This is a genomic window from Pseudomonas protegens (assembly GCF_003363755.1).
GTDB lineage: Bacteria > Pseudomonadota > Gammaproteobacteria > Pseudomonadales > Pseudomonadaceae > Aquipseudomonas > Aquipseudomonas danubii.
The window spans coordinates 4,689,796-4,702,565 of the sequence record NZ_CP031396.1 but is presented as its reverse complement, the minus strand read 5'-3'; the positions used below and the strand labels follow the sequence as shown (position 1 = coordinate 4,702,565).

Here is a 12,770-nt window from a genome sequence, read left to right as displayed (position 1 = left end):
ACCAGCCCCGAATCGATCCCCCATGACCGCCCCCAACACCCCAAAGCCTGCGCGCAAGAAGCCCAAACCCGCCTCCCCGGCCAAAAACGCCGCCCCCCGGGAAAAGGCCAGCCTGCATCCGCGCAATCGTCACCAGGGGCGTTACGACTTCCCGCAACTGATCAAGAGCACCCCGGAACTGGGGCAGTTCGTGATCCTCAATCCCTACGGCAAGGAAAGTATCGACTTCGCCGACCCGGCGGCCGTGCGGGTGTTCAACCGCGCCCTGCTCAAGGCCTTCTACGGCATTGCCCACTGGGACATTCCGGCGGACTTTCTCTGCCCACCCGTGCCCGGTCGCGCCGACTACGTGCATTTCCTCGCCGACCTGCTGGCCAGCCACAACCAGGGTGAAATCCCGCGTGGCGCGGCGGTACGGGTGCTGGACGTCGGGGTCGGCGCCAACTGCATCTACCCGCTGATCGGCTACAGCGACTACCGCTGGCAATTTCTCGGTTCGGACATCGACAGCACCGCCCTGGCCGCCGCCAAGGCCATCGTCCAGGCCAACGGCTTGAACAAGGCCATCAGCCTGCGCCAGCAGGGCAATCCCAGACAGATCCTCAACGGCCTGCTGGAAAGCACCGAGCGTTTCGACCTGACCATGTGCAACCCGCCGTTCCACGCCTCCCTGGATGAAGCCACCCGCGGTAGCCAGCGCAAATGGCGAGCCCTGGGCAAGGCCGATCCCAAGCGCAAGCTGCCAGTGCTGAATTTCGGCGGCCAGGCCCGGGAGCTGTGGTGCGAAGGCGGCGAGATCCGCTTCGTCAGCCAGTTGATCAGCGAGAGCGCCGGCGTCGGCCAGCAAGTGCTGTGGTTCAGCACCCTGGTGTCAAAGGCCTCGAACCTGCCGGCGATTGAAAGCGCGTTGAAAAAGGCCGGAGTCCTGGAAAGCCAGGTGGTGGAGATGTCCCAGGGACAGAAACAGAGCCGCTTCGTCGCCTGGACCTTCAAGGACAAGGCACAGCAACAGGCCTGGAGTCAGGAACGCTGGGTTAGGAAGAGCTAGAGAGGCGGGAGATTCAAAGACGATTCACCTTGCGTGAATCGGTGTCACACAAACCGTGCCCGGAGAACTTCTGAGCACGGTTTCACTGCAAGTCTTACTTGTTAACAGCGTCGGTCAGGCCTTTAGCCACAACCAGCTTGATAACTTTCTTGGCAGCGATTTCGATGGCAGCGCCAGTCGATGGGTTACGGCCAGTACGGGCAGGACGCTCGGTCACTTTCAGCTTGCCGATACCTGGCAGAGTGATTTCGCCGCCATTTTCCAATTGATCAGCAACGATCTGGGCCAGTTGGTCCAGAGCGTTACGCGCGGTGGTTTTCGGCGCGTCGATAGCTTCAGCGATATCAGCGATCAGTTGGTCTTTAGTAATAGCCATTGTGGTGTTCCTTCCCTATCAAATTCATTTGGATTGCAGAGTGCAGTGTCAGCCATCGAGCCAGATCTTGTGAATCTGGCACCCCGGCTACAACCACGACAGATCGGGGTTATAGATACCGAAATCAGGGTTTGGTTCGACCCGACAAATGCTGAATGCACGCTTAACGCTGAGACATCGCGTAAGACGGGGCAAAACTAGCACACAGACGGGGAAATATCCGCCTCTACCTAGCCATTTGGTCAGCTTTATTGCTCTAAATCGGTAAAAAAATGCATAAGCGTTACCGACAGGCCGTTCATCGCCTGGCAAACCGCGCCAAAACCAGCGGGTGCGGTACACTGGGCACTTTTTCGGGGAGTCCGCCCTCCCCCTTCAATCAGCCGAGAAGCCCATGCCGATCCGTCATTGCATCGTCCACCTGATCGACAAAAAACCCGACGGCAGCCCCGCAGTTCTGCATGCCCGAGACTCCGAACTGGCAGAGTCCGCGGCCATCGAGAACATGCTCGCCGACCTCAACGAAAGCTATAACGCCAAACAGGGCAAAGCCTGGGGCCTGTTCCATCCCGAGTCCGGCGCTTTCCCCTTCAGCGGCTGGCTGAAGGAGTATCTGGACGGCGGCCAGGACTTCACCGCATTCAGCCGGGTGGCGGTGGAGCATCTGCAGAAGCTGATGGAAGAATCCAACCTGTCGGTGGGCGGCCACGTGTTGTTTGCTCATTACCAACAAGGCATGACCGATTACCTGGCGATCGCCCTGCTGCACCACAGCGAAGGCGTGGCGGTGACCGACCAACTGGACGTGACCCCGTCGCGCCACCTGGACCTGGGCCAGTTGCACCTCGCCGCGCGGATCAACATCTCCGAGTGGCAGAACAACAAGCAGTCCAAGCAGTACATCTCCTTTATCAAGGGCAAGAACGGCAAGAAGGTCTCGGAGTACTTCCGCGACTTCATCGGCTGCCAGGAAGGCGTCGACGGTCCGGGCGAGACCCGCACCCTGCTCAAGGCCTTCAGCGACTTCGTCGAAAGCGAAGACCTGCCGGAAGAGTCGGCCCGGGAAAAGACCAAGACCCTGGTGGACTACGCCAGCAGCCAAGCCAAGCTTGGCGAACCCATGGGCCTGGAAGAACTCTCGGAACTGATCGACGAAGACCGCCCCAAGGCGTTTTACGACCACATCCGCAACAAGGATTACGGGCTATCGCCGGAAATTCCTGCGGATAAACGCACCCTCAACCAGTTCCGCCGCTTCACCGGTCGCGCCGAGGGCCTGTCCATCAGCTTCGAAGCCCACCTGCTGGGCTCGAAGATCGAGTACGACGAAGAAGCCGGGACCCTGATCATCAAGGGCCTGCCGACCCAACTGACCGACCAGCTCAAGCGCCGCAACTGATGCTCCAGGGAGTACTGAAGAAGTTCCTGCTGATCCTGCTGCTGGTGGTGGTCTATCAGAACTGGGGCAAGATCGAGCGGCTGTTCAACCCTTCGGCGGTGGTCAGCGAAGAGATCCGTAGCCAGGCCCGGGTGGTGCTGTACGCCACCGACTGGTGCGGCTACTGCAAGGCTACCCGGCGCTTTCTCGATCAGAAGGGCATTCCCTATCGGGAGTTCGACATCGAGAAAGACGCGGAGGCGCGTAAGGCCTATACCGCTCTGGGCGGTGCCGGGATTCCGATCCTGGACGTGAATGGCAGCCTGATCCGTACCTACGACCCCGACGCGATCATGGCTGCGCTGAAACCTTAGTCGGAGCCGGCCGGGCGGCGTTCCGCTTGCCGGCGAAAGGGCCAGTAGATCGAGCATCGATCTTGAGGACGCCTTCGCTGGCAAGCCAGCTCCTACAGGTGTGGATCACTGTGCCTGGATACGGAAACCCAACCGCGGGAAGTGCACGTGGACCAAACCGGCACGTGGATCTTCACGGCGCAGGATCAACTCTTCAGTACCGGCAAACAGCAACTCGCCCGCCACCGGATCGACTCCATAGTCGGTCGCAGCAATCACCACCTGCTGCCCTGCCACAAAGCCATTGGGATCGACAAACCGCTCATCCGGCAGCGGCGCCGGGGTCGCACCGCGCGACACCTCAAGGGCCTCTTCAGCGCTCATCTCGGTGAAGGAACCGTGACCAAAGCCCAGCACTCGCGCCAACCAGGCTGATACCGCCGGATACTCGTCCACCAGCGGCGCCGTCACCGGCGTACCCTTGAGGAACCACAGCGGGTGCGCCAGGGCGATATCGGCAATCGAGGGCTCACCAAACAGGAAGTCCCCCCGCTCGCGCTGCAGTTGCTGCTCCAGACGCGCCATGATGGTCGGCCACTGATGCTTGATCACTTCCAGGGGCAGACGACTGGCGCTGCCGCCACTGAACAACCCGGCACGGTCGGCCATGAAGGCCTTGACCACCTCCGGCGGCATCTTGCCGAAACGTGCTGCGGCAGACTCGGGCTGGAACACCAGGGTCACCGCATGCTGGAACACCACCGAGTCGACCCAGGCGGCGAAGGTCGCGCTGATCATTTCCTGGCCTTCGGGAAACAGCGCCGGCGAGGCCTTTTCCCGCTCCAGACGCCGGGCGATCAAAGCCGTGTCGCAATAGATATCAGCACCGACCTGCAGTACCGGCGTCTTGCGATAGCCACCGGTCAGGGCCGTCAGATCAGGCTTGGGCATCACCGGGGAAATCTTCACGGAGCGCCAGGACAGGCCCTTGAAGCCCAGGAGCAAACGGGCTTTTTCCGCGAAGGGAGAGGTCGGGTAATGGTGCAGGATCAACTCTGACATGCTGGGGTCCGCCGGAAGAGGGAAAGCGCTGAGCTTAGCGCGCAATCCATAGACGGCCTACCGATCCGACTGATGAGCACCTATCAGTCAGATTGATGCTGCTGCCCCGGCAGACGCCACCAGACACTCCTTGGCGCTTTTCCTGAGCTTCTTGATCAACCGCTCCTGACGCAGAGCCTCGCTCTTGTCCCGACAAGCTTCGGTATAGACCAGGGCCACCGCCGGGCTGGAGAGAAAGAAACGCGCGCCCTTGCCACTCTGGTGCTTGGCGAAGCGCTTCACCGGGTCGTCGCTGATGCCGCAATAAAGGGCGCCATTGGCCGCACGCACCAGATACACAAACCAGGGTTTGCTGGCAGGCGCGGGCAGTTCGCCGGCAATCACGGGGTTTGGATCGGGGCTGCTCACAAAAACCATCGGGGCCTGTGGATAACAAGCCGCGATCTTAGCAGAGGATGGCTTTCAGCGACCGCTCTGGAAGGCCTTGAGGCCTTTACGGGCCTGGGCGCGAACGGCATTTTTCAGCAGCGGCGTCCAGCCCAGCAAAAGCCCCTTGGCCCCCAGGGCCTGGCGCGCCCAACGCCACAGGTCGAAATGGTCGTGGTGCTCACAGATCTTGCCATCGCGAAACACGAAGCGCGCCTGGATATCGTTGACCACCGTGTTGCCGGTCTGACTGAACAGGTAGGTGGCGACCCAGTGCGCGCCACCCGAACGCTCGTCGGCATGCACCTGATCGAAGGTCAGGGAAAAGTCCTTGGCCCGGGAAGTGAGCATGCGCCACATGTCGCCGGCGTCACGTCCGCGCAATTCGCCGAAGGCCGGATCACTGAATACAACGTCCTCGGTATAGCAGGCGCTCATGGCCTCGGCATCGAGCCGCTGGAAGGCCTGGTAGAACTCAGTGATCAGGACGCGGTGGGCATCACTCATGGGCGGACTCCGGAAGGACAAAGGGATGCCTGCACAATAATCCGCACGCCCAGAGAAGACTATCGGCATTTGCCGTGCAAATACCGACAGTGACGCTCCTCAGATCCTCTCGCTTTGCGCCTGCACATACAGCGAGCGGCCGGCGCCCAGCCCGGCAATGATCGCCCCGCTGCCCAACACTGCGAAGATCCAGCCCACGGCGTTCCAGCCGCCGGTCCAGTCATGCACCAGCCCCACGGCAAACGGCCCCATGGACGCCAGGGTGTAGCCAATGCCCTGGGCCATGCTCGACAGGTTGGCGGCCACATGGGTATCCCGTGAGCGCAGGACGATCAGGGTCAGGGCCAGGCTGAAAGTGCCTCCTTGCCCCAGGCCCAGCAGAATGGCCCAGCCCCACAAGCCATCAAGCGGTGCATACAGGCAGCCGAACAGACCGCCCAAGGTCATCAGCATGACGATCACGATGGCCAGACGCTGGTCCTTGCCGCGAGTCGCCAGCCAGGGCGCCGCCAGGGAGCTGGCCAGTTGCACGATGACCGAACCCGACAGCACCAGTCCGGCCTGGGTCGGAGTCAGCCCACGACCGATCAGGATCGATGGCAGCCAACCAAACACGATGTAGGCCAGGGAGGACTGCAGGCCCATGTACAAGGTCACCTGCCAGGCCAGGCGATCACGCAGCAACCCGCGCACACGGAAGGCGACATGGTGGGCGCCGTGTTTGTGCCCCACTTGCGGCAACCAGAACAGCGCCGCCGCCAGCGCCGGCACGACCCAGAACCCCAGGCCCATGGCCCAGCTGCTACCGAAGTGCTGGCTCAGGGGCACCGTCGCGCCTGCCGCCATCGCCGCCCCCAGGCACAGGGCCATGGTGTAGACCCCGGTCATGGTGCCTGCATGGCGGGCAAAATCGCGCTTGACGATGCCCGGCAGCAACACCCCGATCACACCGATGCTGGCGCCGGCCAGGATGCTCCCGGCAAAGACGCCGAACTCCCCCAGGGAACTGCGCAGGACAATGCCCAGGGCCAGGGTCAGGAGAATCCCCAGCACCACCCGTTCGGCGCCGAAACGCCGGGCCAGCAGCGGCGCCAACGGCGCGAACAGCCCCAGGCACAACACCGGCAAAGTGGTCAGCAATCCCGCCTTGGCGGCCGACAGGCCCAGGCTCTGGGATACGTCACTGAGCAACGGCGCCATGCTCGACAGCGCCGGACGCAGGTTCAACGCCACCAGAATCAGCCCCAGCAGCAACAGCCAGGGCCGGCGCAAAGGTGGCGGGGACTGCTGGACTTCTTCGTCATCGGCCTCGGCATCGATCAACAACTCGGGAGGCGACGGGGTGTTCGGAGGGGACTGCTGGTTGGACATAAAGGTCTCGGATTCAGGATTCGTTGATCAACTGGCGGGATAGGTGCTTGGCCCGCTCGGGGTCGCCCTGCTCGATGGCGTCCAGCAGATGCTGGTGGAGATCGAAGACGTCCTGGCGGCGCGGAGTAACCGTCAAGGCCTGGCGCAACTGAGCGCCCACCACACTGGAGAAATAGCGGTACAGCTGGCTCAGGGTCGGATTGTGCGCGGCATCCACCAGGCCCTGATGAAACACCAGGTCGCAGGCGATGTAGCTTTCCAGATCGCCATGAAAATGCCCGCCGCTGGCCTGCAAGGCTTCGCTCAAGGCGCGCAGGTCCTCGTCGGTGCGACGCAGGGCCGCAAGGCCAACCGCCTCCACTTCAAGGATCTGCCGTGTTTCCCGGGCCTGCTCCAGAGAGCATTGGGACAGGGCCTGGAGCATGTCCAGAGGATCAGCCACGGCTCGCAGGTAGCTGCCGTCGCCCTGGCGGATCTCGATCAGTCCGGAGAACGCCAGCACTCGCATGGCTTCGCGCACGGTATTGCGGCTGATGCCCAGTTCTTGGGCCAGTTCCGGTTCGGTGGGCAAGCGCTGGCCGACCCGCCAGACACCGCTGTTGATGCGTTTGCGCAGTTGTTCCAGGGCCTGGTCGACCAGGGATTTTTTGATCAGGGGGGATGTTTCGCTCATGGGACTCGCTCAATCATCCAATCATCGGATGAATTGTCCGACATGGTATTCAGGCTTTTCCGAGAGTTCAACGATTTAGGCTGGAGGAGGCACTTTCGCCATTGCAAACAGGTCTTGACAAAAAACCCTATAAGGGTAATTTCGATCAAGCCTCAAGGGTGTCTCATGGAAAAGAAAACACCTCATTACGACCTGTCGCTGATCAAGGCACAGGTCGTTCGGCAAGGAGCACAAGCCTTCACTCGAAGCGCATTGCGCTGCGGCAAGGAACTCGGATTGTCCCTGGCCGCCATGCAACGAGTAGTAGCCGGACTGCAGGGCAACCTGTTCTACAAATCGATGACCACCTATGGCGATCATCGGCTGTGGCAGGACGTGTATTACACCCGCATCGATAACCGGACGCTCTACATCAAGGTCACCTACCGCCCCGGTGCAGGGCCTCCGGTGATCTCCTTCAAGGAGGCAGAGACATGAAACGACAACAATGCTACAGCTGCGGCGCTCCCACCGGCATGCTGGCCTTCGAGCAGCGCAGCGAGCTCATCGACTACCGGCACCTGCAGCGTCAGCTCCATGGCCTGGCGGGCTGGGAATGCCAGGAGTGCGGTGAAATCGAATTCGATGCCCAGAGTGCAGAGCGCTATGCCGCCGCGGGCGACCACTTGCTGGAGGAGTACCGGCAGAGCGTCGCCGCCGACCTGAAGCGCATCCGCCGCAAGCTGCACCTCTCGCAGAAAGAAGCGGTCAAACTGCTGTCCGGCGGCGGGCACAACGCCTTTTCCCGTTACGAGCGCGGCGAAGTCGGCGTGCCCCAACCGCTGTACGTGCTGATGCGCCTGCTGGATCGCCACCCACGGTTGATGAAGGACGTACTGGAGCTTGGCGAACCACGGCTGGCGCCCTCAGCCTTGGGGGACCACCCCGAACCACAGCTCGGCGCTGCCGGCAGCTGAATGCCGGGCAAAAATAAACCCGGAGCCAGTCCGGGTTTATCGTCAGCGCCAGCCGTGCATCAGGATCAATGCAGGATCTGGCTCAGGAACAGCTTGGTGCGGTCGTTCTGCGGGTTGTCGAAGAAGTCGTTCGGTGCCGCCTGCTCGACGATTTCGCCCTTGTCCATGAAGATCACCCGATTGGCCACGGTGCGAGCAAAACCCATTTCATGGGTCACGCAGAGCATGGTCATGCCGTCTTCCGCCAGGCCGATCATGGTGTCCAGCACCTCCTTGACCATTTCCGGGTCCAGGGCCGAGGTGGGTTCGTCGAACAGCATGATCTTGGGCTTCATGCACAGCGCCCGGGCAATCGCCACCCGTTGCTGCTGGCCACCGGACAGCTGGCCCGGGTACTTGTTGGCCTGCTCCGGAATCCGCACCCGCTCCAAGTAATGCATGGCAATTTCCTCGGCCTTGCGCTTGGGCATCTTGCGCACCCACATCGGCGCCAGGGTGCAGTTTTGCAGGATGGTCAGGTGCGGGAACAGGTTGAAGTGCTGGAACACCATGCCCACTTCCCGGCGAATGGCCTCGATCTGCTTGAGGTCGTTGGTCAGCTCGACGCCATCCACCACGATGCGTCCCTGCTGGTGCTCTTCCAGGCGGTTGAGGCAGCGGATGGTGGTGGACTTGCCCGAGCCCGAAGGCCCGCACAGCACGATGCGCTCACCCTGCCTGACGTTGAGGTTGATGTCCTTCAACACGTGGAACTGGCCGTACCACTTGTTCACACCCTGCATCTGAATAATGCCTTCAGGGCCCACAGGCTTTTTGTTCGCTTCACTCATGGAGATACTCCTAACGCTTGTGGCCTGTGTCCAACTTACGCTCCAGATGCATGGAGTAGCGGGACATACCGAAACAGAAAATCCAGAACACCAGGGCCGCGAAGACATAGCCTTCGGTGGCCATGCCCAGCCATTTGGGATCGGCGGCGGCTTGCTTGACGCTGTTGAGCAGGTCGAACAGGCCGATGATGATCACCAGGCTGGTGTCCTTGAACAGGGCGATGAAGGTGTTGACGATCCCGGGAATCACCAGCTTCAGGGCTTGCGGCAGAATCACCAGGCCCATCGCGCGCCAGTAACCCAGGCCCATGGCGGCAGCCGCTTCGTACTGGCCCTTGGGAATGGCCTGCAAACCGCCACGCACCACCTCGGCCACATAGGCCGACTGGAACAGGATCACCCCGATCAACGCCCGCAGCAGCTTGTCGAAGTTCATGCCCTCGGGCAGGAACAGCGGCAACATCACCGACGACATGAACAGCACCGTGATCAGCGGCACGCCACGCCAGAACTCGATGAAGGTCACGCAGACCACGCGGATCGCCGGCAGGTTGGAACGTCGTCCCAATGCCAGCAGGATACCCAGGGGCAACGCCCCGGCAATGCCCACCGTGGCAATCACCAAAGTCAGCATCAGGCCGCCCCACTGGCTGGTGGCGACTGTGCTCAGGCCCAGGTAGCCGCCGTGCAGCAGGGTGTAGGCCAGCACCGGGTACCACACCAGGAAACACAGGCCGTAGATCGCTTTGCGAGCAAAGCGCGAGATGAACAAGGGAGCCACGCCGATCACCGCCAGCCATACGGTCAGGTCCACCCGCCAGCGCAGTTCCACTGGGTAGTAGCCATACATGAACTGGCCGAAACGCTGCTGGATGAACACCCAACAGGCACCGTCCTTGGTGCAGTCGGCACGGGTGGTGCCGACCCAGTTGGCGTCGAGGATCGCCCACTGCAGGATCGGCGGTACCACCAGATAGATCAGGTAGAAGGCAAACAGGGTCAACAGAGTGTTGAGCCAGTTGGAGAACATGTTGGCGCGCATCCACGCCAGCACGCCGATACTGCGGCTGGGCGGCGGCATATCGGGCTTGAAAGTATGAGTCGTCATGGGCGCTTCCTCACCGCTCGATCAGCGCAATGCGCTTGTTGTACCAGTTCATCAGCAGGGAAATGCTGATGCTGATTGCCAGGTACACGCTCATGGTGATGGCAATGACCTCAATGGCCTGGCCGGTCTGGTTGAGCACCGTGCCGGCGAATAGCGAAACCATTTCCGGGTAACCGATACCGGCGGCCAGGGACGAATTCTTCGCCAGGTTCAGATACTGGCTGGTCAGTGGCGGAATGATCACCCGCAAGGCCTGGGGAATGATCACCTTGCGCAGGGTCGGACCGTTGCGCAGGCCCAGGGAGCGGGCCGCCTCGGTCTGGCCGTGGCTCACCGACTTGATCCCGGAGCGCACGATTTCGGCGATGAACGCCGCGGTGTAGACGGTCAGGGCCAGGGTCAGGGCCAAGAGTTCGGGGATCAGCACCCAGCCGCCGACGAAGTTGAAGCCTTGCAGCTTCGGCAACTCCCAATGCACGGGCGATCCGAAGACCAGCGCGCACAGCGCCGGAATCACCAGCAGCAACGCCAGGCCAGTCCAGAACTTATGGAACGGCACCCCGGTGTCTTCAAAGCGTTTGTTGGCCCAGCGGCACATCAGCACGATGGCGACGATGGCCAGCACCACACTCGCAAAGAACGCCCAGAACCCTGGAGCCATCTGCGCCGCCGGCATGTTCAAGCCACGACTGCTGACGAAGAAGGTGTCGCCGAAGTTATGGCTGTTGCGCGGCCCCGGCATGGTCAGGAACACAGCGAAGTACCAGAACAGGATCTGCAGCAGCGGCGGAATGTTGCGGAACACTTCCACATACACCGTCGCCAGCTTGCTGATGATCCAGTTCTGCGACAGCCGCGCCACCCCGATGATGAACCCCAGCAAGGTCGCCAGGATCACCCCGATAAAGGTCACCAGCAGCGTATTGAGCAGACCGATGACGAAGACCCGGGCATAACTGTCCGCTTCGGTGTAGGCAATCAAGTGTTGAGCGATGCCGAAACCGGCGCTGCGCTCAAGAAAGTCGAAACCCGAGGTAATACCCCGGTGCTGGAGGTTGGTTTGCGTGTTGTCGAACAGAAACCAGCCCAGCGAAATCACCGCCACAAGGGTGATGATCTGGAACAGCCAGGCGCGCACACGCGGATCGCTGAGGCTAAGCCTCTGCTTGGGTGCGCCGATTGAATTTTGCATGAAGTGCCCCAGGAATAATGGAACAGAACATCACCCGGCGGTTGGCCCGCCGGGTGATAGAACCATCAGCGCACAGGTGGTGCGTATTGGATGCCGCCGTTGTTCCACAGCGCGTTCAGGCCGCGGTCGATGGCCAGTGGCGTGCTCTTGCCGAGGTTTTTCTCGAACACTTCACCGTAGTTACCTACTTGCTTGACGATCTGTACTACCCAGTCCTTCGGCAGTTTCAGGTCTTTGCCGTATTCACCGTCCGCGCCCAGCAGACGTGCTACATCAGGGTTCTTGGTGGACTTGGCTTCAGCCTCGACATTTTTCGAGGTGATGCCCGCCTCTTCGGCGTTGAGCATGGCGAACAGGGTCCACTTGACGATGCTGAACCACTCTTCGTCGCCCTTACGCACCACCGGGCCCAAAGGCTCCTTGGAGATGGTTTCCGGCAGCACGACATAATCGGTCGGGGTCGCCAGCTTGCTGCGCTGTGCGTAGAGCTGGGACTTGTCGGATGTCAGCACGTCGCAACGCCCGGATTCCAGGGACTTGGCGCTTTCATCGGAAGTATCGAAGGTGATCGGGGTGTATTTCAGACCATTGCCGCGGAAGTAGTCCGACACGTTCAGCTCGGTGGTAGTACCGGCTTGAATACAGATGGTCGCACCGTCCAACTCCTTGGCACTTTTCACACCCAGTTTGTTGTTCACCAGGAAGCCAATACCGTCGTAATAAGTGACGCCGGCGAACATCAGGCCCATACCCGCGTCACGGGAACTGGTCCAGGTGGTATTGCGCGACAGCACGTCGATCTCGCCGGATTGCAGCGCAGTGAAGCGCTCCTTGGCGTTCAACTGGCTGAACTTGACCTTGGTCGCATCGCCGAATACGGCTGCGGCCACGGCACGGCAGACATCGGCGTCAATGCCGAGAATCTTGCCGGTAGCGTCCGGTACCGAGAAGCCCGGCAGACCATCGCTGACGCCGCACTGTACGAAACCTTTCTTCTGTACTGCATCGAGGGTCGCACCCGCCTGTGCGAAACCGCTTGTAGCCAGTACCGTGGCCGCCGTAACGACGGCCAGGGTGGATTTCAACATCTTCATTCAAACCTCCAGTTTTGCTCTTGTTGTGTCGGAGCTTGAGTCCTGCCGCACCCTCATGAGGCGCTGTTGACCCGTGTCGGCTTTTTATAGGGTCAAGCGGCGTAAGACCTTCGCTATGAGTCTAGTAGGAGAAATCCACGTAATGGGGGACCTACATCTCACCAATCGGCCGAACGGGCTTTAGCCCTTTGCAGTTCACAGAGCCCGTAGCGGCCGTAGGCGAACCTGTATCAGAGGAGGTGGGTATGCCATCGCCCGCGGTAGCCTGTTAGTGTTACCGCCGGCAGAGCGTGCTATCACATCCGCTCCTCTTTCTGAGCCATAGCAAAGCCCGTACCACAGTTTCGGCTAAAGCGTTTCAGCCAGTGGTCAATAGCAAAACGTTCAACCGTGCGA

15 protein-coding genes are annotated in these 12,770 nt (G+C 61.1%); 5 read left to right on the top strand and 10 right to left on the bottom strand.

Going from position 1 to position 12,770, the window contains the following annotated elements; genetic code table 11:
- The first annotated feature begins 22 nt into the window (after nucleotides 1-22).
- A complete protein-coding gene (rlmF, locus tag DWF74_RS21270) occupies nucleotides 23-1,048 on the top strand; it encodes a 23S rRNA (adenine(1618)-N(6))-methyltransferase RlmF (RefSeq protein ID WP_102861269.1) in 1,026 nt (341 codons plus the stop codon).
- A 94-nt stretch (nucleotides 1,049-1,142) separates the two neighbouring features.
- On the opposite strand, the gene DWF74_RS21265 is transcribed toward rlmF, so the two are convergent.
- Entirely contained in the window at nucleotides 1,143-1,424 is a 282-nt protein-coding gene (locus DWF74_RS21265; RefSeq protein WP_003440137.1) for an HU family DNA-binding protein, read from the bottom strand.
- A 394-nt stretch (nucleotides 1,425-1,818) separates the two neighbouring features.
- Between DWF74_RS21265 and yejK the strand changes: the two genes are divergently transcribed.
- Together yejK and DWF74_RS21255 are read left to right on the top strand one after the other, a co-directional pair.
- Entirely contained in the window at nucleotides 1,819-2,823 is a 1,005-nt protein-coding gene (gene yejK / locus DWF74_RS21260) for a nucleoid-associated protein YejK (RefSeq protein WP_060837659.1), read from the top strand.
- Nucleotides 2,823-3,176 carry a glutaredoxin family protein gene (locus DWF74_RS21255; RefSeq protein WP_115581660.1) on the top strand — a complete coding sequence of 118 codons (354 nt, stop codon included), beginning with the start codon at nucleotides 2,823-2,825 and terminating at the stop codon, nucleotides 3,174-3,176. Before yejK ends, DWF74_RS21255 begins: the two co-directional genes overlap by 1 nt.
- 105 nt (nucleotides 3,177-3,281) lie before the next feature.
- Here the strand turns inward: DWF74_RS21255 and DWF74_RS21250 are convergent, their stop codons facing one another.
- From DWF74_RS21250 to DWF74_RS21230, 5 genes are all read right to left on the bottom strand, one after another.
- Nucleotides 3,282-4,217 carry a glutathione S-transferase family protein gene (locus DWF74_RS21250; protein ID WP_115581659.1) on the bottom strand — a complete coding sequence of 312 codons (936 nt, stop codon included), beginning with the start codon at nucleotides 4,215-4,217 and terminating at the stop codon, nucleotides 3,282-3,284.
- An 87-nt stretch (nucleotides 4,218-4,304) separates the two neighbouring features.
- Complete coding sequence (locus DWF74_RS21245) at nucleotides 4,305-4,625, bottom strand: GIY-YIG nuclease family protein (RefSeq protein ID WP_102861714.1); 321 nt, start codon at nucleotides 4,623-4,625, stop codon at nucleotides 4,305-4,307.
- Between the two features lie 54 nt (nucleotides 4,626-4,679).
- The gene (locus DWF74_RS21240) at nucleotides 4,680-5,150 is read right to left on the bottom strand and encodes a nuclear transport factor 2 family protein (RefSeq protein ID WP_102861266.1); all 471 of its coding nucleotides are present in this window, start codon (nucleotides 5,148-5,150) and stop codon (nucleotides 4,680-4,682) included.
- 99 nt (nucleotides 5,151-5,249) lie between these two features.
- Nucleotides 5,250-6,521, bottom strand: coding sequence for a CynX/NimT family MFS transporter (locus DWF74_RS21235; protein ID WP_102861265.1), 1,272 nt, complete (start codon nucleotides 6,519-6,521; stop codon nucleotides 5,250-5,252).
- A gap of 13 nt (nucleotides 6,522-6,534) precedes the next feature.
- Nucleotides 6,535-7,194 (bottom strand): FadR/GntR family transcriptional regulator, encoded by a 660-nt coding sequence (locus DWF74_RS21230; protein ID WP_115581658.1) that lies wholly within the window; start codon nucleotides 7,192-7,194, stop codon nucleotides 6,535-6,537.
- Nucleotides 7,195-7,359: 165 nt separating this feature from the next.
- Here DWF74_RS21230 and DWF74_RS21225 point away from each other — a divergent pair, with 165 nt between their 5' ends.
- The gene (locus tag DWF74_RS21225) at nucleotides 7,360-7,671 is read left to right on the top strand and encodes a type II toxin-antitoxin system MqsR family toxin (protein ID WP_115581657.1); all 312 of its coding nucleotides are present in this window, start codon (nucleotides 7,360-7,362) and stop codon (nucleotides 7,669-7,671) included.
- The gene (locus tag DWF74_RS21220) at nucleotides 7,668-8,150 is read left to right on the top strand and encodes a type II toxin-antitoxin system MqsA family antitoxin (RefSeq protein ID WP_041116095.1); all 483 of its coding nucleotides are present in this window, start codon (nucleotides 7,668-7,670) and stop codon (nucleotides 8,148-8,150) included. Before DWF74_RS21225 ends, DWF74_RS21220 begins: the two co-directional genes overlap by 4 nt.
- 65 nt (nucleotides 8,151-8,215) lie before the next feature.
- On the opposite strand, the gene DWF74_RS21215 is transcribed toward DWF74_RS21220, so the two are convergent.
- From DWF74_RS21215 to DWF74_RS21200, 4 genes are all read right to left on the bottom strand, one after another.
- Nucleotides 8,216-8,980 (bottom strand): amino acid ABC transporter ATP-binding protein, encoded by a 765-nt coding sequence (locus tag DWF74_RS21215; protein ID WP_016965197.1) that lies wholly within the window; start codon nucleotides 8,978-8,980, stop codon nucleotides 8,216-8,218.
- 10 nt (nucleotides 8,981-8,990) lie between these two features.
- Nucleotides 8,991-10,088 (bottom strand): amino acid ABC transporter permease, encoded by a 1,098-nt coding sequence (locus tag DWF74_RS21210; RefSeq protein ID WP_102861261.1) that lies wholly within the window; start codon nucleotides 10,086-10,088, stop codon nucleotides 8,991-8,993.
- A 10-nt stretch (nucleotides 10,089-10,098) separates the two neighbouring features.
- On the bottom strand, nucleotides 10,099-11,280 hold the full coding sequence (locus tag DWF74_RS21205; protein ID WP_115581656.1) for an amino acid ABC transporter permease: 1,182 nt from the start codon (nucleotides 11,278-11,280) through the stop codon (nucleotides 10,099-10,101).
- A gap of 65 nt (nucleotides 11,281-11,345) precedes the next feature.
- Nucleotides 11,346-12,374 (bottom strand): amino acid ABC transporter substrate-binding protein, encoded by a 1,029-nt coding sequence (locus DWF74_RS21200; RefSeq protein ID WP_102861259.1) that lies wholly within the window; start codon nucleotides 12,372-12,374, stop codon nucleotides 11,346-11,348.
- Between the last annotated feature and the right edge of the window lie 396 nt (nucleotides 12,375-12,770).